The sequence below is a fragment of the Streptomyces sp. NPDC001714 genome (assembly GCF_042892755.1).
Classification (GTDB): Bacteria; Actinomycetota; Actinomycetes; order Streptomycetales; family Streptomycetaceae; genus Streptomyces.
The window spans coordinates 35,814-62,345 of sequence record NZ_JBIAUL010000039.1 but is presented as its reverse complement, the minus strand read 5'-3'; the positions used below and the strand labels follow the sequence as shown (position 1 = coordinate 62,345).

The 26,532-nt window shown below is 73.6% G+C and carries 21 protein-coding genes; 7 read left to right on the top strand and 14 right to left on the bottom strand.

The genetic code is table 11. The features are described 5' to 3' along the window. Positions 1-435 precede the first annotated feature (435 nt). Complete coding sequence (locus tag ACFY0P_RS49620; protein ID WP_388929114.1) at positions 436-669, bottom strand: hypothetical protein; 234 nt, start codon at positions 667-669, stop codon at positions 436-438. Positions 670-1,135: 466 nt separating this feature from the next. Between ACFY0P_RS49620 and ACFY0P_RS49615 the strand changes: the two genes are divergently transcribed. The 5 genes from ACFY0P_RS49615 (at position 1,136) to ACFY0P_RS49595 (ending at position 7,885) form a co-directional block, all read left to right on the top strand. Further along, positions 1,136-1,870 (top strand): hypothetical protein, encoded by a 735-nt coding sequence (locus ACFY0P_RS49615; RefSeq protein WP_388929113.1) that lies wholly within the window; start codon positions 1,136-1,138, stop codon positions 1,868-1,870. A gap of 45 nt (positions 1,871-1,915) precedes the next feature. Then, a complete protein-coding gene (locus ACFY0P_RS49610) occupies positions 1,916-2,344 on the top strand; it encodes an OsmC family protein (RefSeq protein WP_388929112.1) in 429 nt (142 codons plus the stop codon). Positions 2,345-2,710: 366 nt separating this feature from the next. Further along, on the top strand, positions 2,711-3,583 hold the full coding sequence (locus ACFY0P_RS49605; protein ID WP_388929111.1) for a hypothetical protein: 873 nt from the start codon (positions 2,711-2,713) through the stop codon (positions 3,581-3,583). Beyond that, a complete protein-coding gene (locus ACFY0P_RS49600) occupies positions 3,576-5,768 on the top strand; it encodes a bifunctional serine/threonine-protein kinase/ABC transporter substrate-binding protein (RefSeq protein WP_388929110.1) in 2,193 nt (730 codons plus the stop codon). The genes ACFY0P_RS49605 and ACFY0P_RS49600 overlap by 8 nt, the downstream gene beginning before the upstream one ends. A 5-nt stretch (positions 5,769-5,773) precedes the next feature. Next, the gene (locus ACFY0P_RS49595) at positions 5,774-7,885 is read left to right on the top strand and encodes a bifunctional serine/threonine-protein kinase/ABC transporter substrate-binding protein (protein WP_388929109.1); all 2,112 of its coding nucleotides are present in this window, start codon (positions 5,774-5,776) and stop codon (positions 7,883-7,885) included. A gap of 219 nt (positions 7,886-8,104) precedes the next feature. Here ACFY0P_RS49595 and ACFY0P_RS49590 read toward each other — a convergent pair whose 3' ends face one another. From ACFY0P_RS49590 to ACFY0P_RS49570, 5 genes are all read right to left on the bottom strand, one after another. Beyond that, on the bottom strand, positions 8,105-10,159 hold the full coding sequence (locus tag ACFY0P_RS49590; protein WP_388929108.1) for an SWIM zinc finger family protein: 2,055 nt from the start codon (positions 10,157-10,159) through the stop codon (positions 8,105-8,107). Further along, positions 10,156-12,966 (bottom strand): SNF2-related protein, encoded by a 2,811-nt coding sequence (locus ACFY0P_RS49585; protein WP_388929107.1) that lies wholly within the window; start codon positions 12,964-12,966, stop codon positions 10,156-10,158. Before ACFY0P_RS49585 ends, ACFY0P_RS49590 begins: the two co-directional genes overlap by 4 nt. Before the next feature lie 97 nt (positions 12,967-13,063). Next, positions 13,064-13,645 (bottom strand): sugar kinase, encoded by a 582-nt coding sequence (locus ACFY0P_RS49580; protein WP_388929106.1) that lies wholly within the window; start codon positions 13,643-13,645, stop codon positions 13,064-13,066. Further along, the gene (locus ACFY0P_RS49575) at positions 13,642-14,787 is read right to left on the bottom strand and encodes an ROK family glucokinase (RefSeq protein WP_351499697.1); all 1,146 of its coding nucleotides are present in this window, start codon (positions 14,785-14,787) and stop codon (positions 13,642-13,644) included. The genes ACFY0P_RS49580 and ACFY0P_RS49575 overlap by 4 nt, the downstream gene beginning before the upstream one ends. A 261-nt stretch (positions 14,788-15,048) precedes the next feature. Next, positions 15,049-15,786 (bottom strand): GntR family transcriptional regulator, encoded by a 738-nt coding sequence (locus ACFY0P_RS49570; RefSeq protein ID WP_388929116.1) that lies wholly within the window; start codon positions 15,784-15,786, stop codon positions 15,049-15,051. A 130-nt stretch (positions 15,787-15,916) separates the two neighbouring features. Here ACFY0P_RS49570 and ACFY0P_RS49565 point away from each other — a divergent pair, with 130 nt between their 5' ends. Next, positions 15,917-16,927 carry a Gfo/Idh/MocA family oxidoreductase gene (locus tag ACFY0P_RS49565; protein ID WP_388929105.1) on the top strand — a complete coding sequence of 337 codons (1,011 nt, stop codon included), beginning with the start codon at positions 15,917-15,919 and terminating at the stop codon, positions 16,925-16,927. Between the two features lie 23 nt (positions 16,928-16,950). Here the strand turns inward: ACFY0P_RS49565 and ACFY0P_RS49560 are convergent, their stop codons facing one another. The 3 genes from ACFY0P_RS49560 to ACFY0P_RS49550 all read right to left on the bottom strand — a co-directional run bounded on the left by ACFY0P_RS49560 (position 16,951) and on the right by ACFY0P_RS49550 (position 20,183). Further along, positions 16,951-18,132 carry a cytochrome P450 gene (locus ACFY0P_RS49560; RefSeq protein ID WP_388929104.1) on the bottom strand — a complete coding sequence of 394 codons (1,182 nt, stop codon included), beginning with the start codon at positions 18,130-18,132 and terminating at the stop codon, positions 16,951-16,953. 74 nt (positions 18,133-18,206) lie between these two features. Then, the gene (locus ACFY0P_RS49555) at positions 18,207-18,869 is read right to left on the bottom strand and encodes a response regulator (RefSeq protein WP_388929103.1); all 663 of its coding nucleotides are present in this window, start codon (positions 18,867-18,869) and stop codon (positions 18,207-18,209) included. A gap of 51 nt (positions 18,870-18,920) precedes the next feature. Beyond that, positions 18,921-20,183, bottom strand: coding sequence for a histidine kinase (locus tag ACFY0P_RS49550; RefSeq protein ID WP_388929102.1), 1,263 nt, complete (start codon positions 20,181-20,183; stop codon positions 18,921-18,923). 174 nt (positions 20,184-20,357) lie between these two features. Here ACFY0P_RS49550 and ACFY0P_RS49545 point away from each other — a divergent pair, with 174 nt between their 5' ends. After that, complete coding sequence (locus tag ACFY0P_RS49545) at positions 20,358-21,284, top strand: DMT family transporter (protein WP_388929101.1); 927 nt, start codon at positions 20,358-20,360, stop codon at positions 21,282-21,284. 268 nt (positions 21,285-21,552) lie between these two features. On the opposite strand, the gene ACFY0P_RS49540 is transcribed toward ACFY0P_RS49545, so the two are convergent. From ACFY0P_RS49540 to allB, 5 genes are all read right to left on the bottom strand, one after another. Next, positions 21,553-21,948: a ribonuclease domain-containing protein gene (locus ACFY0P_RS49540; RefSeq protein WP_388929100.1), complete on the bottom strand. Its 396-nt coding sequence runs from the start codon at positions 21,946-21,948 to the stop codon at positions 21,553-21,555. Between the two features lie 106 nt (positions 21,949-22,054). Further along, on the bottom strand, positions 22,055-22,681 hold the full coding sequence (locus ACFY0P_RS49535; protein ID WP_388929099.1) for a dihydrofolate reductase family protein: 627 nt from the start codon (positions 22,679-22,681) through the stop codon (positions 22,055-22,057). A gap of 93 nt (positions 22,682-22,774) precedes the next feature. After that, positions 22,775-23,587 (bottom strand): AIM24 family protein, encoded by an 813-nt coding sequence (locus tag ACFY0P_RS49530; protein ID WP_388929098.1) that lies wholly within the window; start codon positions 23,585-23,587, stop codon positions 22,775-22,777. Positions 23,588-23,931: 344 nt separating this feature from the next. After that, on the bottom strand, positions 23,932-25,044 hold the full coding sequence (gene alc / locus ACFY0P_RS49525; protein ID WP_388929097.1) for an allantoicase: 1,113 nt from the start codon (positions 25,042-25,044) through the stop codon (positions 23,932-23,934). 51 nt (positions 25,045-25,095) lie between these two features. After that, a complete protein-coding gene (gene allB / locus ACFY0P_RS49520) occupies positions 25,096-26,436 on the bottom strand; it encodes an allantoinase AllB (RefSeq protein WP_388929096.1) in 1,341 nt (446 codons plus the stop codon). Positions 26,437-26,532 lie beyond the last annotated feature (96 nt).

Sequence of the window (26,532 nt, the reverse complement as noted above, 5' to 3'; positions counted from 1 at the left end):
CTGTGCCAGAAGATCCCGCGCCATCGACGCCATCTGCTCCGCGAACCGACCCCAGTCCACGCCGTCCTCCGCCACTCGTCACGTCCGGACAAGCCCCACTCCCAGCTTTTCACGCGAAGCTCACGATCACCTCGCGGACGGATACCCGCGGCGGCCGGGCAGACGACTCCACGTCCCGCTGAACACGGTCGTTCCAGCCGCACGGCAGGCAGCGGACAGCCGCAGCGGAACACAGAAAAGGGGCCCCTCGGGGCCCAAGAAGATGGTCCGCCGCCGGTCGTCCCGGTCGAGGTGTTCCCGCCGGCCATGATCCTCGTCATGAGGATGGGAAGCCGGCCCCGGGTTCCCCGGGGCCTCGGCTTCCGGGGCCTTGCTGTCGGACCGCGGCGGACTGGGCCGAACGAGCCCAGGAGAAAGACCCGCCGAGGTCGGAAATCAGCCGTTCAAGCGGCTGCGCAGCAGTGCCTTGCCCAGATCTGCCCCCTTGCGGCTGTCCGCCTGTGCCTTGGTGAACAGCTCGACCAGCTGCTCGTCCTTCGCCCGCTCGGCGTCCTTGATGAACGTGTCCAGCCGGAGCGCGTTCTCCAGGCAGCTCTCGACGTACCAGAGGAGGTTGTAGTCCTTGTCCGGGGTTCCGGTGATCTTTCCGGTCTCCATGGCGCTGGTCATCGTCGCATCACTCCGTTCCGTCGTGTCGCAGCGGGCACTCGGCCCGCCGGCCGGACTGACCGAGTACCCCGGACGGACACGGCGCACCGGGGACGTCCGATGCGGCACGCTCGGAATACCGCGAGGGCACCGTCGTGATCAGCGGCATGCAGTCGTCCTCCTGCCCTGGTCCACGCCCGGCCCGCACCCGGATTTCGAGCACCGCCGGCCCTCGTCGCTCCGTTCAGCCGCGGAACGGCGACGAAGCGCGACGCCGATCCCGGTGACGCCATGCGACGATGCGGGATCGGTTCTGTCTCCGAGCTGTTCGGCGAGTCCGGCCCTTGGCCGATCACGACGTCCCGGCCTGCTGTTCCGAGCCCGCAGACGTGCCTTCCGCGGGCTCGGCGCCGAGGAACGGCGTGCTTTCCCGCTGCCGGCCGAGCCGGTCGGCGGGTCGCCGGGGGGTCCCGGGACAATCGTGGGCATGAGCGACCGAATGTCCGACGCCGAGAACCGGCTGGCCAGGATCGAGGGGCTGCTGGAGAGCGGCGAGCGCGATGTGGTGCCCGCGTGGCGCCGGGCGACGCAGGGTGAGCCGCGGTGGGCGGTGACCGCCGTGATCCTGGTGGCGATCGCCCTCCAGTTGATGCTGCCGCACCGGCTCGCCTTCCAGCCGTACTGGGCCCTGCCGGTCCTGGAGGTGGTGCTGCTGGCCGGCATCATCGCCGGCAACCCCCGGCGGGTCGAGCCCCGCACCCGGTGGCTGCGGGTGCTCGGACTTGTTCTGATGGGGGTGATCAGCCTGGCCAACGGCTGGGCGGCGGTCCGGCTGGTGGCGGGTCTCGTCAACGGCACCGAGGGCGGTGACGCGGGGCCGCTGCTGCTGACCGGCGGGGGCATCTGGCTGACGAACGTCATCGTGTTCGCCCTCTGGTACTGGGAGTGGGACCGCGGCGGGCCGATGGCGCGGGTCCTCGGCCGGCACCAGTTCGCGGACTTCCTCTTCGTGCAGATGCAGAGTCCGGAGACCGCGCCGCAGGACTGGGAACCGGGCTTTCTCGACTACCTGTACCTGTCCTTCACCAACTCCACCGCGTTCAGCCCGACCGACGTGATGCCGTTGTCGCACTGGGCGAAGATGCTGATGATGCTGCAGTCCTCGGTCTCCCTGGTGACGGTGGTCCTGGTGGTGGCGCGGGCCGTCAACATCTTCCAGTGACGGAGGTGACGGCGCCGCCGGCCGGGCTGGCTTAGGTTCGTCTCCATGAGCGAAGACTCCTTGCGCCTCGTCACGGTCGGGCGCACCGGCACCGGCCGTTTCACCGCCACGAACGCCCGCGGCGGCACGATCGCCTTCGGCACCGGCGACGGCACGGAATTCACCCCGGTCGAGCTGTTGCTCGCCGCCCTCGGGGGCTGTACGGCGGCGGACGTCGACGTGTCCACGAGCCGTCACGTGGAGCCGACCGCGTTCACCGTCACCGTCAGCGGCCACAAGGTCACCGGCGAGGACGGCAACCTGATGACGGACCTCGCGGTCGCCTTCTGCGTCACCTTCCCGGAGGGCGCGGCCGGCGACCGCGCCCGCGCGATCCTGCCCCGGGCGGTCGCCGTCTCCCACGACCGGCTGTGCACGGTCAGCCGCACGGTCGAGGCGGGGACGCCGGTCGCCGTGTCGGTCGAGGAGGTCTGACGTCCGCCGCCGTACGGGTCCCGGCTGCGTGGTGGTGACAAGCGGGGCACCGGCTGCTGCGCTGTTGTGAGCGGTTCCTGAGCGTCGCCGCTCGGCGGCCCTACGGTCCGGCCATGAGGACAAGTCCCGCGCGTCGGTGTCGGGACCCGGTCCGCCCGTTCGCCGGGCAGGGTTCCGCCCCGGCGGCCCACTGTCCGTATGACGTGACAGGGCTCGCGGGCACGAACTGTCACCGGCTGATGGCCAAGGGGTTACCGTTCGACTCAACTCGCTTTCCAGTGGGGCCAGTTGACACAGGTTGGCGCTAGCGTTCGACCTGCGGCCCCCAGGGGAGGGCCGTACGGCGGTCTGCTGGGGGTGAGCGTGGTGGGACGGGGACCGGTCCTGTCCGCGGCGGCGGTGGCACTGCTGCTCGCGGGCTGCACGAACGGCGGGCAGGACGACGGCGGGGCGACACCGAAGCACACGGCGGGCACGAGTGCTTCAGCGAGCGCGAGTGCCTCCCCGTCCACGGCGAACCAGCCGTACACGCTGGCCGAGGCCGCCGCGCCGAGGACGCGGGCCGAGGCCGAGGCGTTCGTCCGCGGGCTCACCGTGCAGCCCGACTACTTCGGCACCGGGTACCGCAGACGGGACCCGTACGAACTGGGGCCGGCCAGCTGGGCCGTGCTCGGCACGGACTGCCTGTGGCGGCGGGAGGCGATCCCGTCGACCGTGCTGGCCAGTCTGACCAGGTCGTTCGTCCGGCCTGGCGCGGGCGGCACGGGAGCGGTGTACGTGTCCCTCACCGTCACCGTGCACACCTCGGTCCGCCAGGCCCGCCGGGACATGGCGTCCTCGCTGGAGGAGCCGCTGCGCTGCCCGCAGGAACGGCTCAACGCGAGCGACACCGTGCAGGACATGGCCTCACGCGGCGACCCGTTCGACGAACAGCGCACCGCCACCACCGACGACGACCTCACCGAGTACGGCCAGTACGTCGTGGACGGCGAGACGAAGTCCCGCGACTTCGACTGGTACAAGCACCGCCTCGGCCCGGTGACCGTGGCCGCGACCGTACGGCACGCCGCCGGGGAGAGCGAGAAGGAGCAGACGGCCGTCACCGAGGCCGCGTTGACCGGCGTCGGCTATGTGACGGCGAACGTGGACCGCTACGGCCGGGACCGGACCTCGGCCACCTCGTCCGCCACCGCCTCCGCCACTTCGTCGACCGAGGTGAAGGGAGCGGGCGATGAGTGAGGCGTTGCGGCCGTCCGACCCGTCGGCGGTCGGGGGCTTCCGGCTGCTGCGGCGGCTCGGCGCCGGCGGCATGGGCGTGGTCTATCTGGGCCGTTCCGCGACCGGTGCGCTGGCCGCCGTGAAGGTGATCCGGGAGCAGAGCGCCGCCGACGACGGCTTCCGGGCCCGGTTCGCGCGGGAGGCGGACCTGGCGGCCCGGGTCGACAGCGCCTGGGTGGTGCCCGTGCTCGGCGCGGACGCCACGGCCCACGAGCCGTGGCTGGCCACCGGGTTCGTGCCGGGTCCCTCGCTCGCGGAGGCGGTCGCCGCGCACGGACCGCTGCCGCCGTCCGCCGTACGCGTGCTGGGCTCGCTGCTCGGCGAGGCGCTGGCCGCGGTGCACGCGGCGGGACTGGTGCACCGGGACGTGAAGCCGGGCAACGTCCTGCTCGCGGTCGACGGACCCCGGCTCATCGACTTCGGTATCGCGCGGGCCGCCGACGACACCGCGCTGACCGCCTCCGGCATGGTGGTCGGCACCCCGGGCTTCCTCGCCCCCGAGCAGGCGCGCGGCGAGGCGGCCACCGCGGCCAGCGACGTGTTCGCGCTGGGCGGTGTGCTGGCGTACGCGAGCACGGGCCGTCCGCCGTTCGGCACCGGCGCCCCGGACGCGCTGCTCTACCGCACGGTCCACGACGAGCCCGACCTCGACGGCGTCATCGGCGGGCTCCGCGGGACCCTGGACGCCTGCCTCGCCAAGGACCCCGGCGAGCGGCCCGGCGCCGCGGACCTGCGGCCGCGGCTCGCCGAGGACTTCCGGCTGCGGCCGCCCGCCGACGCCCCGCAGCCGCCGTCGGCCTGGCTGCCGGACCCGGTCGCCCGGATGGTGGCGGCCCGGTCGGCGGAGAGCCTCGCCCTGCCGGACATCGAGCCCACGGTGGTCGACGACCCCGGCCCCGGTCGGCCGGCCCGCGCCTCCCGGCGGCGCCTGCTGCTGGCCGGGGGCGCGCTGCTGCTGGCGGGCGGCGGTACCGGGGCGGCGCTCTGGGCGGCCGGCCGCGACGACGGCCCGGGCCGGAAGGCGGCGGCCCGGCCGTCGTACCTGCTCGGGGTGCAGGTGACGAGGAGCGGGGCGGCGGGGCCCCTGGCGCGGGCCTGTGAACGGGCCGCGCGGCTGGCCGTCGCCGAGCACAACGCGACCGCGGGTCACGCCTTCGACCTGGGCGTACGGGTCCTGGACGACCACGGCACCATCGACGGGGCGACCTCGGCCGCCCACGAACTGGCCGCGGACCGCGCCGTCGTGGCCGTGCTCGGCCCGGTCACCGAGCTGACGATGCGGGCGGCCTCACGCGTCTACGCGTCGGCCAAGCTCACCCATGTCAGCAGCACCACCGGGCAGAACGACTACTACGTCTGGTCGCCGACCGTCTCCTTCCAGACCGGGGTCGGCCACCAGGCGGCGGGCACCGCGATCGCCCTGCAGGCGCTGCTGAACGGCCTGGGCGCTCCGGTGGGCATCGTCATCGACCGCTCCGGGGGCTCCGTCGAGCACGACCAGGGCGGCATCCTGGTCAACCAGTGGCGGGATTCGCTGCACGCCCAGGTGGTCCCGAAGGTCGTCGCCGAGGACACCGACGACGCCCCGGCCGCCGTCGCCTCCGTCCTCTCCCGCAAGGTCCACGACTTCGTCTACTTCGGCCCGCTGGAGGCGACCGTCCGGGCGGCCCGGCAGGTGTCCGCGGCCGGCTTCGCCGGGCCGCGCTGGATGTCCCATCTCCTCTACGGCTCCGACTTCCCGAAACTCGCGGGCGCGGCGGGCGAGGGCTGGTTCGCGGTGACGCCCGTCGTCGACGCCAGCGCGCTGAGGACGAAGGCGGCCGAGCGGTTCACGGCGGCCTGGCGGAAGCGGTACGGCGGCATCCCGGACCCCTACGGCGCCGAGGCGTACGACAGTGTCCGGATGGTGCTGCGCGAGTTCGCCCGGACCGTACCGTCCGGCGGCGGCCGCCCCGACCGGCTCGCGCTCGCCCTGCGGCTCCGCAAGGCCACCTACCAGGGCATCGCCCGCACCTACACCTTCAACCAGTACAACCAGTTCGACGCCCCTGTGAAGGCCATGGCCGGTGTGACCTACGTCCACCAGGTCCACGACCGGCGGTTCGTGCAGGTCGGGCCGATCCTGGCCGAGCGGGCGAAGGGGTAGCGGAGTTGCAGCGGCTCCAGCCCGCCGATCCGTCCTCGGTCGGCGGTCACCGGCTGGTGGGGCGGCTCGGGGCCGGCGGCATGGGCGTGGTGTACCTGGCACGGTCGCCGCACGGCGCCTGGGTCGCGCTGAAGGTGATCCGCGAGGAGTACGCCGGGGACCCCGGTTTCCGGGCCCGGTTCCGCCGCGAGACGGAGCTGGCGTCCCGGCTCACCAGCCGCTGGACGGTACCCGTGCTCACCGCCGACGCGGACGCCCACGCGCCCTGGCTGGCCTCCGCCTACGTGCCCGGTCTGCCGCTGTCCGAGGCCCTCGCGCTCCACGGCCCCTGGCCGCCCGCGCAGCTGCGGGCCCTGGGCGCCGCCCTCGCCGCGGCCCTGGACGACGTGCACCGGGCCGGTCTCGTCCACCGGGACGTGAAACCGGCGAACGTCCTGCTCGCCGCCGACGGACCGCGCCTGATCGACTTCGGCATCGCCCGCGCGGTGGGCGCGACGGCACTCACCACGGACGGCTCGGTCATCGGCTCCCCCGGCTACCTGTCACCGGAACAGGCCCGCGGCAGGACGGTGGGACTGCCCAGCGACGTCTTCTCCCTGGGGTGCGTGCTCGCCCACGCGGCGACCGGACGGCCGCCGTTCGGCACCGGGGGCGCGGCGGCCGTCCTGTACCGGACGGTGCGCGAGGACCCGGACCTGACCGGGGTCCCCGAGGACCTCGCCCCGACGCTGCGCGCCTGTCTGGCGAAGGGGCCCGGCGACCGCCCCACGGTGCCTCACCTGCGAGCCGTCTTCGGCGAGTTCACTGCGGAGTCATGGCTGCCGGCGGGCCTGCCCGCGCTGGTCGCGGACCGTGCCGCACGCGTCCTTGACCTGCCGGTGCCGGAGCCCACCGCCCTCTCCGAGGTGCCTTTCACCGCCGCCCCGCCCGCCCCGTCCCGGCGGTGGCTGCTGATCGCGTCGGCGGCGGCCGGCGTCGGCGCGGTGGGCGGTGGCAGCGCCTGGTGGCGGTGGGGGCGGCCGGGGCCGCCGGGGTCCGGCAAGGGCCCGCTGCCGACCCGTACGATCGCGCTGCTCGGCGACCTGTCCACCGCCGTCGTCCGGGCCCAGGCGCGCGGGGCACGGCTGGCGGTCGACGCGCACAACGCCCGTTCCGACCGGGCCTTCGACCTCGCCCTGCGCACGGCCGACGACCGGGGCACCGCGGCCGGTTCCGCCGCCGCGGCCGCCCGGCTCGTCGCCGCCCGCGAGGTGTACGCGGTGATCGGCGCCGGCACCAACACGGCCGTGCCCGCCGCCGTGCCGGTGTGCACCGCGGCCGGGGTGTGCCTGCTGGTCACCCGCGCCGACACCGACGCCCTCGACGGCACCAACACGACCAGTTCGCTCATCCTGCGCAGCACCCGTACCGCGGGTCCCGGTGCCGTCGTGAAATACCTCAACCGGGTGGTACGGCCCGCCCGCACCGTCGTCGTGCACGACCTCACCGACGCCCGCGAGGGCGAGGCCACCGTCCGGATCGTCGACGTGTACCGGAAGGTGGAGGTGGGCACCGTCGAGGTGGCCGAGGTCGCCGAGGGCGCCGGCTTCACCGACGTGGCCCACGGCCTCGCCGCCCACCCGGACACGGCCGTCGTCTTCGCGGGCGGTCTCCCGGCCCGCGCCGCCGCCTGCGCGCGGGTTCTGACCGACACCGGGCACCGCGGATTCCGTGGCGGCGACGAACACATCCTCGGCACGCCCTTCCTTGAGGCGGGCGGCGGCTGGTGGATCAGCACGGGGTACTGCGACCCGGCCACCGACCCGAAGACCCGGACGTTCGCCGCCGCCTACCGGACCCGCTACCGCACCGCTCCACCACCGTGGGCGGCCGAGGCGTACGACGCCGTCGACTACGTCGCCCACGGCCTCGCGGCGCCCAGCAGCGACGAACGCGAGTCCCTGCGCGCGGAGTTGCTGCGCAAGCCCTGGCAGGGCATCACCCGCCGGTACAGCTACGAGAGCCAGTACCAGTACCTGGAGACCGGCCAGGACGGCGGGTGGTTCCTGTACCGCGTCGAGAACGGCAGGGCCCGGTTCGTCGCCCGGCACGACGACATCGGGAAGAAGACGTCGTAGGCCTCCGGCAGGGCGGCGGGGCGGCGGGACCAAGCGGGTCCGGCGAAGTCCGCCGCGGTTCGGCAGCGCTCCGAAGGGGCGCGGGGCTGTGTCCCTCTGCGGCTCCGCCGCGATGGGGGTCCTTTGGGGTTCGAGCGAAGCCGGGAACTTGGGGGAGCGACCGGCCACGACGGCGCCGCAGTCGACCGACGGCACAGCGCGGCAGTCCCAGCGGAACGCTCAGAGGTCGTCCGATGCGCCGAGGCCGGTCAGCGCGCCCACCGGGTCCAGGTCGGGGGTGCCTCTGGGCCACCAGTCGTCGTGGCCCGGCTCCGACTCGTAGGCGTACCACAGGCCGTCGCGGCCGAAGCGGAGCTGGAGATGTCCGCCGGGGTGGGTGAGGTGGTTGTGCCACGGCCGGAAGGCCGGGAGGTCGGCGGCGAGCAGCAGCGGCCGGGCCCGGTCGAAGCGGCCGGCCGGCGGGTCCCAGGGCTCTTCCAGGACGGCCAGCCCCTCCTGGCCGCCCTGGCGCCAGGCGGCGACCGCGCGCGCCAGGTCGCCCGGGGTACGGCCGACGGCGTCCGCGAGCGTGGCGTAGAGGGCGCGGGTGGACGCGGTCAGGCCGGAACCGGGGCGGGCCGCGGCGAGCCGTACCGCGTCCTGCCAGAGGGTCAGTTCACCCACCGGGTCGTGCCCGGTGGTGAGCAGGGCGTGGGCGCGGGCCGCCGCGTCGGTGGCCAGCTGGTCCAGCGCGAACGGGTCCGGGCCGCCGGGCACCCCCGGATACACCGGTGGCTGCTCGGGGTGCGCCGGAGCCGGCAACGGAGGCGGCAGCGGCGGAAGCTGACGCGGCACGAGGGCCTCGGACGCGCGGACGCCCGGCAGCGCGGCCGGCTGCCGCTCCCGGGCCGCGCGGGCGGCGTTGCGCCGGGACAGCGCGTCCAGCACCTCGCGCTCCCCGCGGCCGCGCAGCAGAAGCAGCACGAACGGGTCGGCGTCCAGCAGCCGCGCGGTCTGGTAGCAGAGAGCCGCCGCGTGCTTGCAGGGGTGCCCGAAGTCGGGGCAGCTGCACCGGGGTTCGAGCTCGCCGGGCCCCGGCAGCAGCGGAACCCCGCTGTCGGCGAGGGTCTGCGGCAGCTCCTTGTCGAGCAGCGCGGCGATGTCGGCGGGCCGGTCGGCGGCGGCCTCCAGCAGCCGCTCCCACTCGTCCTCGCCGAAGGTCCGCAGCCGCACCTGCACGCGGTACGGCCGGGGCCGGCTTCCCTGCACGTACGCCAGGACCAGCCCCGGGGTCACGGTGATGGCGTCCACGTGCCCGCGCTCGGCGTAACCCCGCCCGCGCACCAGCCGCTTCGCGTCCAGCGCGCCCTCTTCCAGCGCCCGTACCCAGGCGTTGCCCCACCAGGTCGCGGCGAAGTCGGGAGCAGAGCCGGAGGCGCGGGGCGGAAGGGAAGGGAAGGTACGGCGGAGTTCGGAGTCGCGGTGGGGGGTGGCCATGGTGCGCGGGAGGCGGGGCGCCGGCTCGGCGGGGTCCGCGGCAGCAACAGCGGGCCGGGGATCGGCGGGCTCGGGCCTGTTCGGCCCGGACTCCGGCTCAGGAGTCTCCGGCCCAGACTCCGACTCGGGCGTGTTCGGCCCAGACTCCGGCTCAGGCGTGTTCGGCCCGGACTCGGTCTCGGGCGTGTTCGGCCCGGACTCCCGCTCAGGAGTCTCCGGCTGGGGCTCGGGCCCATGCGACTCGGGCTCGGGCTCGGGCCGACCCGGCTCGGCCTCGTCCCTCGGCATCCGGAACGCGGTCGCCAGGAACTGCTTCAGGTCACGGGCGTTGCGACCGCGGGCCGCGGACGCCCGGGCCGGTGAGGACGAGGGCGAGGACGAGGGCGACGGCAGCCGCCGTACCGCTGAGGCCGGGGACCGTTCCGAAGCCTCGGCCTTGGCGGTCTCCTCGGCCCGCCTCGCCTCCGCGCGCGCCGCCCGCAGTGCCTCGCGTGCGACGTCACCGGGGCGACCGACCGGCCGGACGGCAGCGGAGGCGCCGGTGTCGGCCTGGTCGGCCCGCTCGGCGACCACACCTGCCTCGGGCTCGGGCTCGGCGTCCCGCTGCTCCGCCTCCTTCGCGGCGGCGGCCGCCCGCAGCGCCAGACGCGCGGCGTCCCCCGGCCTGGGCGCCCGCTCCGCCCGCTCCCCCGGTACCTCGGCCGGACCGCTCCCGTCGCCGCCGGTCTCCGCCTCCTGTCCGCGCGCCGCCCGCAGCGCCCGCCGTGCCGCGTCCCCGGGTCGCTGCTCGGCGGTCATGACGTCCTCCGCAACGACACCAGGTCGGACAGCTCGCGGTCCGTCAGTTCGGTCAGGGCGGCCTCGCCGGAGCCCAGGATCGCGTCGGCGAGAGCCCGCTTCGCCTCCAGCATCTCGGCGATGCGGTCCTCGACGGTGCCCTCGGTGACCAGGCGGTGCACCTGGACCGGCTGGGTCTGGCCGATGCGGTACGCGCGGTCGGTGGCCTGTTCCTCCACCGCCGGGTTCCACCAGCGGTCGAAGTGCACGACATGGCCGGCGCGGGTGAGGTTGAGGCCGGTGCCGGCGGCCTTCAGGGAGAGGACGAGGACCGGGGTCGCGCCGCTCTGGAAGCGGTCCACCATGCGCTCCCGCTCCGGTACCGGGGTGCCGCCGTGCAGCAGGTCGACCGGGACCGCGCGGGCCTGGAGGTGCGCGGTGATCATGCGGGCCATGCCGACGTACTGGGTGAAGACGAGCGCCGAGCCGTCCTCGGCGAGCACGGTGTCCAGCAGTTCGTCGAGCAGGGCGAGTTTGCCGGAGCGGGCGGCCAGGCCCTCGATGCGGGACTCCTCCTTGAGATACAGCCCGGGGTGGTCGCAGATCTGCTTCAGGGCGCCGAGCAGCTTGAGCACCAGACCGCGGCGCGCGATGCCGTCCGCCGTCTCGATGGCGAGCAGCGACTCGCGCACCACCGCCTCGTACAGCGCGGCCTGTTCGCGGGTGAGCGGGACGGGGTGGTCGGTCTCCGTCTTGGGCGGGAGCTCGGGGACGATCCCGGGGTCGGACTTCTTGCGGCGCAGGAGGAAGGGGCGGACCAGCCGGGCCAGCCGGGCCACCGCCTCCTCGTCCTCGCCGTTCTCGACGGCGCGGGCGTGCCGGGCGCGGAAGGACTTGAGGGGGCCGAGAAGCCCGGGGGTGGTCCAGTCGAGGAGGGCCCAGAGCTCGGAGAGGTTGTTCTCCACCGGGGTGCCGGTGAGAGCCACGCGCGCGGGGGTGGGGATGGTGCGCAGGGCCTTCGCGGTGGCCGAGTAGGGGTTCTTGACGTGCTGTGCCTCGTCGGCGACGACCATGCCCCAGGGCTGGTCGGCGAGCCTGGCCGCGGTGGCGCGCATGGTGCCGTAGGTGGTGAGGACGAAGCCGCCGTCGAGGCCGTCCAGGGTGCGGTCGGGGCCGTGGAAGCGGCGGACCGGGACGCCGGGCGCGAACCGGGCGATCTCCCGTTGCCAGTTGCCGAGCAGCGAGGCCGGGCAGACCACCAGGGTCGGCTCGGTGCGGGCCCGCTTCAGGTGCAGGGCGATGACGGTGATCGTCTTGCCGAGGCCCATGTCGTCGGCGAGGCAGCCGCCGAGGCCGAGGGCGGTCATCAGGTCGAGCCAGGCCAGGCCGCGGAGCTGGTAGTCGCGCAGGGTGGCGTGCAGGCCGGCGGGCGGCTCGGCCGGCCGGATGCCGGCGGTGAGGCGGTCACGCAGGGCCGCGAGGACGCCGACGGGGACCGCCTCGACCCGCTCGCCGTCCACCTCGGCCTCGCCGGTGAGCGCCACCGAGAGGGCGTCGACCGGGTCGAGCAGGCCGAGTTCGCGCTTGCGCGCCTTGCGGACGAGGGCGGGGTCGACGAGCACCCAGCGGTCCCGCAGTCGTACGACCGGGCGGTGGGCCTCGGCGAGGGCGTCCATCTCGGCGTCGCTGAGCGGATCGCCGCCGAGGGCCAACTGCCAGCGGAACTGGAGCAGTTCCTCGCTCTCGAAGAAGCCCGTGCCGTCGGTGGCCGAGCCGGGGGCGGCCCGGACCACGGCGGCCGCGGTCAGGTCCTGGGCCAGGTCCCGGGGCCAGTGCACGGCGACCCCGGCCGCCGCGAGCCTGGTCGCAGCCACCCCGAGCAGCTGGCCCAGCTCCTCCTCGGAGAGCGCGAGCACGTCCGGCACGTCCTGCTCGGCCAGGCGGGCCAGCGGCGGCCATACCCGCGCGGCCCGGCGCACGGCCAGCGCGGCGTCCACGCGCGCGCGGGGACCGAAGGCGGCGTCGGACGCCCCGGACCACAGCGCCGCCGCGTCGGTCACCAGGGTCGGGTCGGCCAGGCTGTGCACCTGGACGATCGCCGCTCCCGCGCGGTGCGCGTCCTCGCCGTCGTCGAACAGGTCGTACGCCGACAGGTCCAGGCGCAACGAGATGCGCACGCCCGCGTCCATGCCGGCGGCGACCTCCGCGGCCCACTCCCGGGCGTCGGGCAGCCGCTGGGGATCGCGGGCGGCGAAGGGCCGGCCCGAGGTGTGCGGCGCGGCCGGGGTGCGGGGCAGGGTGTCGGCGACCGCGTCCAGGAAGGAGCGGACCAGCGCTTCCGGCCCGGGCAGCAGGAGCGGGCCGGGGCCGGGCAGCGGGACGGCGTGGCCCTCGGCGGGCAGGGCGTCGGCCACCGCGCGCAGGTGGGCGATGTCGGCGGGCTCCAGGGGGCCCGCCCGCCAGGCGTCGTGTCCATCCGGGGTGAGGCCGGGCAGCAGCCGGCCGCGGGCGGTGAGCCGCAGCGCGTGCAGGGCGGCCGCGCCCCAGCAGGCGGTGGCGGGGTGGGCGGCCGGATCGCGGCGGGCCCGGACGAGCAGCGGGAGGGCGTCGGCGAGCGGCAGGGTGAGCGCGGGCACCTGCCGACGGCGGACACCGGTGGCGCCGTGCCGTCGTACGACCGTCAGCTCCTCGGTGGCCGCGCCGGGCAACGGGTCCCCCTCGGGGTCCCAGAAGGCCATCCGGCCCTGGCGGGGCAGGTCGGCAGGCAGATAGACCGCCGCCAGGCGCACCGGTACGCCCGCGTCGGCCCGGGCCGTCGTGCCGCTCATACGTTCTGCCACCTCCCGCCCACCTGTCGGATCAGACGTCTTCGACTGTACGGGCGGGGTCTGACAGTCGGCTCCGGCGACCGGCCGGGACCGCGGCCTACGGGACGGTGCGTGAGACGACGTAGATCATCGGGTAGTTCGGGTCGGCCGTGTTCACGACCACGTCCTGGGTGGGCGCCGGGTTCTTCTGCTTGTGCGTCAGGCCCGACCAGGTTCCGGGGCCGGTGAACTTCCAGCCGCTGATCTTCTGGTCGCGGGAGCTGATGCTGATGTCGTCCTTCTTGAGCGCGTCCCGGCTGACGCCCATGCCCTCCAGGAAGCTGTCCAGTCCGGCGCTGTTGGTGCGGAACTGGACGTAGAGACGGCTGGTCTTCCAGTTGTTCGTCTCGTAGTAGGCGATCGTGTCGGCCGGGTGCGGGACCGGCACCTGGTAGAGGCGCCGCTGCACCTTCGACGGCCAGCCCTCGGTGAGGCCGGTCGCCGAGTACTTGGACTCCTTGTCCTTGCCGCTGTTGCGGCTCTGGGCGGCGGAGATCACCAGGTAGCCGGCCGGTACGCCGATGAGCAGCACGATGATCAGCAGCGTCAGCGCCCGGCGCCTGGCCTTGTGTCCCGGGGTCTCGGGCGGGCGCTGCGGTCCCTCCGGGGACGCGGCCTGACGGGGCAGCGCAGCGGTCATGCGGTGTCCCGGGTACGGCGGGCCTCCGCGAACCGCTCGTAGCGCTCGTACCGCTCGACCCGGCGCCGCTTGGCGCGCCGGAAGCGGCGGGCGACCAGGCGGGCGAGGTCGGCGGCGCCGACCATGCCGGCCTCGGGGCCCAGCTGGGCGCGGGCGATCCGGGCCTCGGGGCGGTAGCCGCGCCCGGTCAGCTGTCGCTTGAACGCGTCCCGCGCGGGGCCGATCAGCAGGTCGTCGGCGGCGCTGACGCCACCGCCGATCACGAAGCAGGAGGGGTCGAGGGCGGCGGCGAGGTTGGCGATGCCGACGCCGAGCCACTGGCCGATGTCCTGGAGCAGTTCGACGCACATCGCGTCGCCCTCGCGGGCCAGCTCGGTGATCATCGGGCCGGTGATCTCGTTGATGTTGCCCTTGACGTGCTCGATGATCCCGTACGCGACCGGGGAGTCGGCGGCGGCCAGCTCCTTGGCCTCGCGGACCAGCGCGTTGCCGGAGCTGTACTGCTCCCAGCAGCCGCGGTTGCCGCACGGGCAGCGGTGGCCGCCGGGCACCACCTGCATGTGGCCGAACTCGCCGGCGACGCCGTACTTGCCGCGCTTGACCTGGCCGTCCTCCAGGATCGCGCCGCCGATGCCGGTGCCGAGCGTGATCATGACCAGGTGGTCCTCGCCGCGGCCGGCGCCGAACCGCCACTCCGCCCAGGCGGCGGTGTTGGCGTCGTTGTCGACGAGAACGGGGACCGAGAGGCGGCCGGAGAGGCGGTCGCGCAGCGGTTCGTTCCGCCAGGACAGGTGGGGGGCGAACAGCACGCGGTTGCGGTCGGCGTCGACCCAGCCGGCGGCGCCGATGCCCACGGCGTGCACGTCGTGCCGGTCGGACAGGTCCAGGACCAGTTCGACGATCGTGTCCTCGACGACCTTCGGGCTCTTGGACTTGTCCGGGGTCTCCGTGCGGAGCTTCTCCAGGATGTTGCCGTCGGCGTCCACGACGCCCGCCATGACCTTGGTGCCGCCGATGTCGATGCCGACCGTGGGCACCCGGGGTGCCGTCAGGTGGGAGCGGCGTTCCCGGGTGCCGACGGTCCGCAGGACGGGGGCGCGGCGGGAGCCGATGGGGGCGGTGAGGTCGCGGTAGGTGCTCATCGGGCTCGATTCTGCCGTACGCGTGCGTGCAGTGCCGTTCGGGGGAGATAAGGGCCGGGACGGCACCGTTGCGGGTGCGGGTGCGTGGGGGCTGGTCGCGCAGTTCCCCGCGCCCCTGACCTCGTCACGGTTCACGGCGTAGAGCATCCAGGTCGCTGCCCCTGCCCTCGGCCGGGTGGGCTGTCCCGCACCACACGCGGCCATCGCGACGGCCACCCGGAGTCATATTGTCCGGACATCATGACTGATGGGGCGGCGCATTCAGGACCGCACCAGCAGCTGGAACTCGAAGGAGTAGCGGGTGGGGCGGTAGATGTGGTCGCCGAACTCGACGGCTCGGCCGGTGTCGTCGTACGTGGTGCGCTGCATGGTGAGCAGCGGGGCACCCTCCGGCTCGACGAGCCGGTCCGCCTCGGCGGCCGCGGCGCCGCGCGCGCCGATGGACTGGCGGGCGCTGTGCAGGGTGATCCCGGCGCTCCGCATCAGGCGGTACAGGCCGGTCGCCTCCAGCTGGGCGGTGTCCAGGTCGAGCAGGCCCGGGGGCAGGTAGTTGGTCAGGTACGCCATGGGCTCACCGTGTGCCAGCCGCAGCCGTTCGATGCGGTGCACCTCGGCGCCCTCGGCGACCCCGAGCGCGGCCGCGACCTCGGCTGACGCCGGGACGACGGTGTTGACCAGCACCTTCGTCGCGGGGCGCTGACCGGCCGACTCCAGGTCGTCGTAGAGGCTGCTGAGTTCCAGCGGGCGCTTGACCTGGCTGTGCACGACCTGGGTGCCGACACCCCGGCGGCGGACGAGCAGGCCCTTGTCCACGAGGGACTGGATGGCCTGGCGGACCGTCGGGCGGGACAGGCCGAGCCGTGCGGCGAGCTCGATCTCGTTGCCCAGCAGGCTGCCGGGAGTGAGCGAGCCGTGCTCGATCGCCGCTTCCAGCTGCTGGGCGAGCTGGAAGTACAACGGCACCGGCGAGCTCCGGTCCACGCTGAGGTCGAGCGTCACGGTCGGGTCCACATCTGGTTTCGGCACGGGGCCGAGCGTATCCCCGTGACGGGTTGACGGGAAGTTGTGTAGTTCGATTGTCCGGACATACGGATTGACAGCGCACGGTGTGCACCAGCACCTTGTTCCCATGCGCATCGGGGTCATCGGGACGGGCCGCATCGGCACCATTCACGCGAACACGCTCAGCCGTAATCGCGAGGTCGGATCGCTGATCCTCACGGACGTGGATCCCCAGCGGGCGCAGGATCTGGCGCACCGGCTCGGGGAGACGGCGGCGCCCGGGACGGACGAGATCTTCAAGTGGGGCGTGGACGCCGTGGTGATCACCGCGGCCACCTCGGCCCACGCCGACCTGATCGGCCGGGCGGCCCGCTCCGGGCTGCCGGTCTTCTGCGAGAAGCCGATCGCCCTCGACCTGCCGGGCACGCTGCAGGCCCTGGCGGACGTGGAGACGGCCGGGACGGTGCTGCAGATGGGTTTCCAGCGGCGCTTCGACAAGGGGTACGCCGGTGCGCGGGAGGCGGTGCGCTCGGGCCGGCTCGGCCGGCTGCACACGGTACGGGCGCTGACCTCCGACCAGTCCCCGCCCCCGCCGGAGTGGCTGCCGCTGTCCGGCGGGCTGTTCCGGGACACGCTGATCCACGACTTCGACGTGCTGCGCTGGGTGACCGGCCGCGAGGTCGTGGACGTGTACGCGACGGGCTCGGACGCGGGACCCGCGATGTTCCGCGAGGCCGGTGACGTCGACACGGGCGCGGCGGTGCTCACCCTGGACGACGGCACGCTGGCGACGGCGACGGCGACCCGGCTGAACGGCGCCGGGTACGACGTGCGGATGGAACTGGCCGGCGAGCGGGACACCGTGGTGGTCGGCCTGGACGACCGTACGCCGGTCGCCTCGACCGAGCCGACCGGACCGCCGCCCGCGGACAAGCCGTGGCCCGGCTTCCTGGAGCGCTTCGGGCCCGCCTACGAGGCCGAGCTGTGCGCCTTCGTCGACGTGGTGCGGGGTCAGCTGGCCAACCCCTGCGACGGGCGCGAGGCACTGCAGGCGCTGCGGATCGCGGAGGCCTGCGAGATCTCCCGGCACGAGCGCAGACCGGTGGCGCTCGCGGAGGTCCCCGACCGGCCGGCCTGACCGGCCTCGGCCCACCGGTGCCGCTACCAGCGCACCGGGAGGCTGCGGACCCCTCTCATCAGAGTGCCCGGCAGCCACGGACCGTGCGGGCCGTCCAGGGCGAGGCCCGGGGCCCGCTCCAGGAGGGTGCGCAGAGCGATCCGGCCCTCCAGACGGGCCAGGGGTGCGCCCAGGCAGTAGTGGATGCCGTGACCGAAGGCGAGATGGCCGCGGTGGTCGCGCCGGATGTCGAAGCGGTCGGGCTCGGGGTAGCGGTCACCGTCGCGGTCGGCGCCGGCGAGGCTGATCATCACGGGGTCGCCCCGGCCGATGGCGGTGCCGGCGATCTCCAGGGGTTCGGCGGCGTACCGGTACGTGGCGTTCTCCACCGGGCCCTCCCAGCGCAGGGTCTCCTCGACCGCGCCGTCCAGGAGGCTCATGTCGGCGCGCAGGGCGGCGAGTTGGTCCGGGTGGGTGAGCAGGGCGAGGACGCCGTTGCCGATGAGGTTGACGGTGGTCTCGTGGCCGGCGATCAGCAGGACGAAGGCCATGCCGCGCAGCTCCCCGACGGAGAGCCGGTCGCCGTCCTCGGCGGTGGTGCGGATCAGGTCGCTCAGCAGGTCGCCGCTCGGGCCCGCGCACCGCTTGTCCTCGATGAGCTCGGCGAGATAGTCGGCGAGCGCGGCGAAGGCGTCGTATTCGCTGCCCGGGTGACTGGACGCGACCACCTCGTTGGACAGCTTCCGGAACCGCGCGCGGTCCAGTTCGGGGACGCCGAGCAGTTCGCTGATCACCGTGATCGGCAGCGGGTAGGCGAGTGCGTCGACGAGGTCGGCGCGGCCGCGCGGGAGCATCTCGTCGAGCAGCCGGTCGGTGATCTCCTGGATCCTCGGCTCAAGACCGGCCACCCGGCGGGCGGTGAAGGCGCGTGTGATCAGGCCGCGCAGCCTGGTGTGCTGGGGCGGGTCGGCGACCAGCAGGTACTTGCCGATCAGCTCCTCGTCGAGGAACTTGAAGCCGACCTTCTCGGTGTCCTTGGCCAGCCGGGAGTCGGCGAGCGCCGCGCGCGCCTCCTCGTACCCGACGACCAGCCACGTCTCGTGGTACTGGTCGGGAAGCGGCCACCGCACCCGGTGCACCGGGCCGCGCTCACGCAGCCGCGCGTACACCGTGTGCGGGTCCGTGCGCAGACCGTCGCCGTACTCGCCGAGGTCGGTCACCTGCATGCTCTGCTCCCCCTTCAGGAGGTCCCCGAGGCCGTCCCGTATCCCGACAACGCCCGGGCCGCCCCACAGGTGCCCTATGCCTCCAGCAGTCCCGCGTCGTACGTCAGCAGGGCGATCTGGACGCGGTTGTTGAGGCCGAGCTTGGCCAGGATGCGGGAGACGTGGGTCTTGACGGTGGCGACGCTCATGAAGAGGCCGGTGGCGATCTCGGCGTTGGCGAGGCCCCGGCCGACCGCGACGGCGACCTCGCGCTCACGGTCGTTGAGGGCGGCGAGCCGGTCACGCGCGCGTGCCTGCCGGGTGTCGGCCCGGGCGCCGGCCGCGTGCCGCATCAGCTGCCGGGTGACGGCGGGCGACAGCACGGGGTCTCCGGCCGCGACCCGGCGTACCGCGGCGACGATCTCGGCGGGCGGGGTGTCCTTGAGGACGAACCCGGCGGCTCCCGCGCGCAGCGCGTGCAACACCTGTTCGTCGGCGTGGAAGGTGGTCAGGACGACGACCTGGGGGGCGTCGGCACGCGCGCGCAGCCGCTCGGTGGCGGTGAGTCCGTCCACGATCGGCATCCGGATGTCCATCAGGACGACGTCCGGACGGGCGCGGTCCACGAGCGCCTCGACCTCGTCGCCGTCGGCACCCTCCCCGACGATCTCGATGTCCCCGGCCCCGCCCATCATGAGGGCGAGCCCCGCCCGCACCAGCGGATCGTCGTCGACGAGCAGCAGTCTGATCGCGGTCATGGCACCAACGTAATCACGCGGGTACGGCTTCACGTGGCCGTCTTCCGGTCGTCACCCGGCCGGTGCGGCGGCGGCCCAGGGCAGCCAGGCCCGTACCTCGAAGCCGCCGTCGCCGGTGGCCCGGTGCTCCAGCCGTCCGCCGGCCAGCGTCGCGCGTTCGGTGAGGCCGATCAGGCCCTGGCTGGAGCCGGGGACGTGCGGGGCGTCGGTCGCGGGGGCGGGGTTGTGCACGGTGATGTCCAGGCCGTCGCCGGGGGCGCCGGTGACGCGGACGGTGACCTCGGCGCCAGGGGCGTGTTTGCGGGCGTTGGTGAGGCCCTCCTGGGCGATGCGGTAGGCGGTGCGGCCGACGGAGGCGGGGACGGCGGCCGGGTCGCCGACGCGGTTGTCCAGCACCACCGTCATACCGGCCCCGCGCACTTCGGCGACCAGCGACTCCAGCCCGGCGAGGGTCGGCTGCGGCCGGCCGCCCGCCTCGTCGCCGTCGGCGGCCCGCAGCACGCCGATGATCTCGCGCAGGTCCTGGAGGGCCTCGTGGGCGCTCTCCCGGATGACCCCGGCCGCCCGGGCGATCTCCTCCTGGGGCGCGTCGGGGCGGAACTCCAGGGCTCCGGCGTGCACGCTGAGCAGGGTCAGCCGGTGGGCGAGGACGTCGTGCATCTCGCGGGCGATGGCCTCCCGGGCCAGCCGCTGGGCCCGCTCGGCGCGCAGCCCGGCCTCGGTCTCGGCCCGCCGGGCCCGGTCACGCAGGCTGACCATGAGCAGCCGCTTGGAGCGCACGAACATGCCGAGGCTGACGACCAGGAGGGTGAACAGCACGACCAGGATGACGACGGCCAGGTAGGGCAGGTCGGGGTCGGGGCGCAGCCAGTAGAAGAGCGGGACCAGCGCGAGGTTGACGCCGGCGACCCAGGCGACGTACCGGAACGGGCGGTGCACGGCGAGCGTGAACAGCGCGACCGTGGCGGCGCCGCCCGCGGTGTCGGAGACGAGGCCGACCGGGACCATGGCGATGGCCAGGCCCACCGGCCAGCGGCGGCGCAGCCAGACCGCGGCGCAGGCCAGCCCGCCGACCATCTGGTCGGCGACGGCGAGGACGTGCGAGACGTGCGGGTCCTGGCGCATCGTGTTGGCGGCCGCCGCGCCGAGGAGGACGGCCAGCAGGAAGCAGCTGAAGTCGACGAGCCAGTCGCGCGCGGTGCGCCGGGGCCGCCGGCCGGCCGGACCGGCGTCGGGGTCGAGTTCATGGATCACGGCGGAGGGGAAGAGCCACCGCCGCCCCTCGAACGTCCGTATGGAGATGTCACCGCTCACGGTCGACCAATCTACGGAGGACCGGCCCGCGGCACCTACTCGTGCACGGGATCGTCGACCAAAGTTGTGCCCATGTGGACTTTCGGAGTGCCACGCGCGCGTGCGGAGGGTCTTCCGGCGGGCACGGCTCGCCCCGCGGCTGATGGCGCGCGGGGAGACGACGGGGCGACCGGCATGCCCGTCGCCGCCGTGGGCATGATCACCGAGCCCGCGCAGGCCGCCGAGATCATCGCCTCCGGCAGCGCCGACGCGGTCCTGCCGGCCCGGGAACTCCTGCGCAACCCGTACTGGGCCCGGCACGCCGCCGACCAGCTCGGTGGCAAGGTCGGCTCGCCCGTCGGCGGAATTCTCGGAGTGATCGGCTCGGCCCTGTTCCAGGCACTCGCGCTCGACTACGGGACCCTGGCCGCCGTCCAGCCGGTCTTCATCCTCGAACTTCCGCTCGCACTCGTCTTCGGCAGCTTCGTGTTCCGGGTCCAGGTCTCCCGGAAAGCGTGGTGGTGCGTCGTCGCCATCTTCGCGGGACTGGCGATCAGCCTCTTCTCGGCCGCTCCCTCCGGCGGACGCGCCCAGGTCCCCGGCGTGTGGTGGGTGCCCACGATCGCCGCCGCAGGCGGGGCCGGGGCCGCGCTCGTCCTCGTCGGTCTGCGACGCCCGCACGGCCTGGCGCGCGCGGCCTGCCTGGCCGCGGCCGCCGCCGTCGGAAACGCGCTCACGGCAGCCCTGGTGAAGTCCGCGATGAACATCCTGTCCCGGCACGGAGCCACCGCGTTCTTCCTCGCGTGGCAGACCTACGGCTTCGCACTCGTCGGCTCGTTCTCCATCATCCTGCTGGGATACGCCATGCAAGGAGGCCCTCTCATCGCCTCCCAGCCGGCGCTCACCCTCGGCGACGCCGTGGTCAGCTTCTGCCTCGGAGTCACCCTCTACGCGGAGTCACCACGTACCGACATGTGGCTCATGCCGGCCCTATTCGGGGTCGCCCTGCTCTCGTACGGCGTCTTCGCGCTCTCTCGCACCCGCTGCCTGGCGAAGTGCGTCGACCGGGACACCGAGCAGGACGCGCACCGGGCGGAGCGTCGAGCGGCGACGGCGATGTGATCGGGGTAATCGGGAGCGGCGTGAAAGGGGCGGCAGCCGAGCGGGGCCACGTCCCGCGGTCAACATCGTGGGGGGGACCGTGGGACGTGGCCCCTGGCAGGGGGCTGTCGCCCGAAGCACTCGGATTCGTCGCCTTGGCCGTGCGGGCGGTCGCACCGGCCGCCGCCGGGGGCCGGAGGGCCGGATGTGAACCGGCCCTCCGGCGTGTCGCACCGTTCCTCAGCGGACCATGATCTCTTCGGCCTGCCGGCTCAGACGGGGAAGCCGCTCAGCAGCCGAAGTCGATCAGGTCGAACGTGACGTAGTGGTCCGCCGTGTAGTAGTCCTCCTGGTACTCCTCGCCGGTCACGATGCGCCGTGCACCGCGCGTGGAGGAACCGGGCGTCTTCACCGTGTACTCGTGGTAGTAGCCGGTGGGCTCGCTCGGCAGCACGCCCTCCTGGTTGCGGAAGACGACCCCGTCCTGCGAGTACGGGAACGGACCGCCCGACGCGATCAGGTCGAGCGTGTCGTACGCCTGCGACGGCAGGTCGCTGTAGCAGATACTGCCGACCGAGTCGGCAGCGGCGTCCGCCGTGGCGGCGGAGACGGTGCCGCCCACGAGGAGGGCGGACAGCAGGGCGCCCGCGGCGCCGACGCGGGTGATTCGTGGGGGGAATCTCATGGCTCCATGATGACGCGCGTAGAGTGTGGCATGTCAATGTCAAGTCTGAAGAATTTGCCGCCAAGTCCCGCGAGTTTTCAGGGAATTAACTTGGACCGCGAGGCGGTCAGGCGTTCTGCTCCGCGAGGTACGACCCGTAGTCGGGGCGGCCCGCGACGTCGTACGACTGGATGGAGACGCCCGCCGCGGTGATCCGCCCGCCGGTGTGCCGGAACTTCGTCGGCAGGGCGCCTTCCTGGAAGAACCGGCGGCCGGAGCCGAGCACGACCGGGAAGGTCACGAGGTGGAGGGTGTCGACGAGGCCGAGGTCCAGCAGGGAGCGGACCAGGGCTCCGCTGCCGTGCACCTGGAGCTCGCCGTCGGTGCGCTCCTCGAGGGCGGTGACCTCCTTGGCGAGGTCGCCGGTGAGGACCGTGGTGCCGGACCAGCCGGGGTCGGCCAGGGTCGCGGACGGGACGTACTTCGGCAGTGCGTTGAGCCTGGCCGCGATCGGGTTGCCGGGGTCGGTGATCTTCGGCCAGTAGGACGCGAAGATGTCGTACGTACGGCGGCCGAGCAGGAAGGCGCCGGCCCGCTCGAAGACCTCGGCGACGAACCGGCCGAAGTCCTCGTCGCCGTAGGTGAAGCTCCAGCCACCGTGGGTGAAGCCCCCGCTGGGGTCTTCCTCGGGGCCGCCGGGCGCCTGGTAGACGCCGTCGAGGGTGACGAACATGGTGGAGACGAGCTTGCCCATGGCGGTGCCTGCTTCCTGGGGCGGGGTCCGTTGTCGTCGTTCAGACCCCGGTGGCACCCGTAACTCATCGGTCGGCCGGTCCCCGGCGTGCCCTCACCCCGCGTGCGTCGAGAACAGTCCGCCGGTCGGGCCCTGCTTGTCGCCGCCCTGGGCCTTCTTCAGGGCGTTGGCGAGGCTCTCGATGGTGAGGGACTGCAGGATCACCCGGCCGTTGCCCTCCAGGGTGGCCAGGGAGAGGCCCTCGCCGCCGAAGACGGCGTTCATCAGGCCCTGGCGGTTGAGGCCGCCGACGCGCTGGACGCCGTACTGGATGCCCTCCTCGAAGGCGACGACGCAGCCCGTGTCGACCTCGATACGGCCGCCGAAGTCGGCGGGGTTCAGGTCGATGAAGTTGCCCGCGCCGGCGATGATCACCGTGCCGTGGCCGGTGAACTTCTCCAGGATGAAGCCCTCGCCGCCGCTCATGCCGGTACGGCCGCCGGAGAAGGCGATGCCGAACTCGACGGTGGACTCGGCCGCGACGAAGGCGTCCTTCTCGGCGAACCACGCACGCGTGCCGGTCAGCTCCAGCGCGCGCATCTCGCCGGGGAGCACCCCCGCGAAGCCGACGGTGCCCTCGCCGCCCTGGGAGGTGAAGTACTGGAACGCCAGCGACTCGCCGGCGAGCATGCGCTGGCCGACCTGCATGGCGGTGCCCATGGCCTGGCGCAGCATGCCGCCCATGCCGCCACCGCCGCCGCCCTGCTGCTGACCGCCGCCGTTCGGGCCGCTCAGCCGGGTCTCCATGGTCACGTTCGTCGTCTTGAACAGGAACTTGCCGGCCTCGCAGTAGACGGTCTGGCCGGGGTGCAGGTTGACGACCGCCATCTGCATGGCGTTGCCGACGATCTCTTGCTGAAGGGTCACGGCAGAAGAACGTAGCCGACGGCTCAGCGGTTCCCTCCGCCCACCCACCACCCGACTCGGTCAGCCGACAAGCGAGGCCTCATAAGCCGACACCCACCACCCTCGAAGACCGTCCCGCTCCCCGCTGACCTCGGCCCCAGCCGTCCCATCCCGCCCCCGGCCAACCAATCCGACCGCCCCGGCCACCCCCTCCCGGGTGACCTCGGCCGCCCCGTCCCACCCGGCTCTGCCTGGGCGCCCCACCCCACCCCGCCTTGGGTGCCTAGGTGGGCCCGTCCTGTCGTTGCTTTTCGAGTTCGCTTTGCGAGAAGGCGAGTCGGGTGGGTGGGTGGGCGAACACGGCGTCAGGACAGTTCGCGGTGCCTTGCCGTCAGGGCCGTTGCCCCCGCTTCCGTCGGTGTACCGAACAGCCGCAGGCGGGAGATCCCGCCGTCCGGGAAGATGTCCACGCGCGCGTGCGTGCCGACCGCGGGTGTCGGCAGGACGAAGCGGTGGTTCGTGTCCGGCTGGAGGCGGGTGCGCGGCAGGATCTCGCGCCACTCGCCGTCCTCGCCGTCCCTCACCGACACCGAAGCCCAGCCCGCGCTGTTGCCCTTCAGGTACGCCGTGTCGATCTCGATCGCCCGGATCTGGGACTGGGCGGCGAGCCGGTACCGGATCCAGTCGTTGCCCCGGTCTCGGCGGCGGCGCGTCTCCCAGCCGTCGTCCATCTTGCGGGAGCGGCCCGGCTGGATGGTGTTGGTCGCGGGTGAGTAGAAGAGATCGGAGGCGTCCTCCACCCGGCCGCCGTTCTCCAGGGCCGCCACGTCGAAGGTGCCGAGCACGGCGAGCCACTCGGGGTCGGGCACGACCTCGCCGTACACGCGCAGGCGTGCGATGCCGCCGTCGGGGTGCTGGTTGACGCGGAGGTGGGTGAAGCGCTGTTCCAGGGAGACCGTGAAGCCGTTCGCCGCGTGGCCGCCGACCGGCGTGCGCGGGACGAGGGTCGTCCACTTCACGTCGTCGCCGAGCAGTTCCGCCGGGGACGGCGAACCCGCCACCGACGTGCCCTCGACCGACACCGCCTGCGGGTAGTTGCCGCGGAAGTGGGCCGTGTCGACGACGATCCCGCGGACGACGCCGGCGGCGCCGAGCCGGACCAGCGCCCAGTCGTGGTCCTCGGCGGTGGGCCAGGGATGGTCGGCCGAGACCCCGCGGCGCCGGCGCGTCTCCCAGCCGTCCATGATCTTGCCCTTGTGCCCGAAGTGCTCGGGGTCGAACTCGGCCCGCCCCGGCACCAGCAGGTTCTCCCGCTGGGCGAAGAACTCGTCGTTGGCGGCGATGACCCCGGCACCGAGCTGCCGGTCGGCGAGGTTGACGTACCGGGTGAAGGGGAAGTCGGCGGTGCGGTAGTCCGCGTACGGGTCGCCGCCGGAGTAGGGGTGCGCGTCGCCGGTGAAGGTCGGGATCGCCGTCAAGGTGTTCCTTTCGGTGTCGGCCGCCGCGGGTGCGGAAGGAGCAGAGGGAGGTCAGGGGGTGCGGGTGAGGAGGCGGCCCTGCGGGGGCGTGAACTCGCCGTCCGCCACGACGCGTTCGCCGCGCAGCCAGGTGGACCGCACGACGCCGTACAGGGTCTTGCCCGCGTAGGCGGTGACCCGGTTGCGGTGTTGGAGGCCCGCCGGGTCCACGGTGAAGGTCTCGTCGGGCGCGAGGACGGCGAAGTCGGCGTCCCGGCCCGCCGCGATGGCGCCCTTGCGGTCGTCGAGCCCGACGAGCGCGGCCGTGCGGGCCGACATCCAGCGGACCACGTCCTCGAGTCCGTGGCCGCGCCTGCGGGCTTCGGTCCACACGGCGGCCAGGCTGAGCTGGAGGCCGGAGATGCCGCCCCAGGCGGTCGCGAAGTCGCTCGTCTTGAGGTCGGCCGTGGAGGGCGAGTGGTCGGTGACCACGCAGTCGACGGTGCCGTCGGCCAGCGCCTGCCAGAGCAGGTCCTGGTTGGCCGCCTCCCGGATGGGCGGGCAGCACTTGAACTCGCTGGCGCCGTCGGGGACCTCCTCGGCGGTGAGGGTGAGGTAGTGCGGGCAGGTCTCGACGGTGAGGCGGACACCGTCCGCCTTGGCCGCCGCGATCAGCGGCAGCGCGTCGGAGGAGGACAGGTGCAGGACGTGCACGCGCGCGTGCAGGCGTTTCGCCTGGGCGATCAGCTGGGCGATCGCCGTGTCCTCCGCGTCGCGCGGACGGGAGGCGAGGAAGTCGGCGTACTTCGGGCCGCCCTGCTGCGGGGCGGCCTCCAGGTGGTGCGGGTCCTCGGCGTGCACGATCAGCAGGCCGTCGAAGGAGGCGATCTCCGCCAGGGACCGGGCCAGCTGCTCCTGGTCGAGGTGCGGGAACTCGTCCACGCCGGACGGCGACAGGAACGCCTTGAAGCCGAAGACCCCGGCCTCGTGCAGCGGGCGCAGGTCCTTGACGTTGTCGGGCAGCGCGCCGCCCCAGAAGCCGACGTCGATGTGCGCCTTGTCGGCCGCGACCCGTCGCTTGACGCGGAGGTTCTCGACGGTCGTGGTCGGCGGGAGGGAGTTGAGCGGCATGTCGACCAGGGTGGTGATGCCGCCGGCCGCCGCCGCGCGGGTGGCGGTCCAGAAGCCCTCCCACTCGGTGCGGCCCGGGTCGTTCACATGCACATGGGTGTCGACCAGGCCGGGCAGCAGGACGTCGTCGCCGAAGTCCTCCAGGCGGGCGCCCTCCGGGACGGGAGCGTCGTAGGGCAGTACGGCCGTGATCGTCCCGGCGGACACGGCGACCGAGGCGGCCCGCGTCCCCTCCGGGGTGATGACGCGCGTCGAGCGCAGCACCAGTTCAGCGTCGGACACCCGGACCCCTCTCTCTGCCGCCGTTTTACTTCCGCGAAACGGGATTTACACCCACGCAACGGAATTCAACGTTCTGTTGAAGGAGTCTTCACTCCC

Excerpts from the sequence above, each read along its gene's own strand:
- ACFY0P_RS49620 (WP_388929114.1), bottom strand. The coding sequence starts at position 669 with ATGACCAGCGCCATGGAGACCGGAAAGATCACCGGAACCCCGGACAAG.
- ACFY0P_RS49615 (WP_388929113.1), top strand. The coding sequence starts at position 1,136 with ATGAGCGACCGAATGTCCGACGCCGAGAACCGGCTGGCCAGGATCGAG.
- ACFY0P_RS49610 (WP_388929112.1), top strand. The coding sequence starts at position 1,916 with ATGAGCGAAGACTCCTTGCGCCTCGTCACGGTCGGGCGCACCGGCACC.
- ACFY0P_RS49600 (WP_388929110.1), top strand. The coding sequence starts at position 3,576 with ATGAGTGAGGCGTTGCGGCCGTCCGACCCGTCGGCGGTCGGGGGCTTC.
- ACFY0P_RS49590 (WP_388929108.1), bottom strand. The coding sequence starts at position 10,159 with ATGACCGCCGAGCAGCGACCCGGGGACGCGGCACGGCGGGCGCTGCGG.
- ACFY0P_RS49585 (WP_388929107.1), bottom strand. The coding sequence starts at position 12,966 with ATGAGCGGCACGACGGCCCGGGCCGACGCGGGCGTACCGGTGCGCCTG.
- ACFY0P_RS49580 (WP_388929106.1), bottom strand. The coding sequence starts at position 13,645 with ATGACCGCTGCGCTGCCCCGTCAGGCCGCGTCCCCGGAGGGACCGCAG.
- ACFY0P_RS49575 (WP_351499697.1), bottom strand. The coding sequence starts at position 14,787 with ATGAGCACCTACCGCGACCTCACCGCCCCCATCGGCTCCCGCCGCGCC.
- ACFY0P_RS49565 (WP_388929105.1), top strand. The coding sequence starts at position 15,917 with ATGCGCATCGGGGTCATCGGGACGGGCCGCATCGGCACCATTCACGCG.
- ACFY0P_RS49560 (WP_388929104.1), bottom strand. The coding sequence starts at position 18,132 with ATGCAGGTGACCGACCTCGGCGAGTACGGCGACGGTCTGCGCACGGAC.
- ACFY0P_RS49555 (WP_388929103.1), bottom strand. The coding sequence starts at position 18,869 with ATGACCGCGATCAGACTGCTGCTCGTCGACGACGATCCGCTGGTGCGG.
- ACFY0P_RS49545 (WP_388929101.1), top strand. The coding sequence starts at position 20,358 with ATGCCCGTCGCCGCCGTGGGCATGATCACCGAGCCCGCGCAGGCCGCC.
- ACFY0P_RS49540 (WP_388929100.1), bottom strand. The coding sequence starts at position 21,948 with ATGAGATTCCCCCCACGAATCACCCGCGTCGGCGCCGCGGGCGCCCTG.
- ACFY0P_RS49535 (WP_388929099.1), bottom strand. The coding sequence starts at position 22,681 with ATGGGCAAGCTCGTCTCCACCATGTTCGTCACCCTCGACGGCGTCTAC.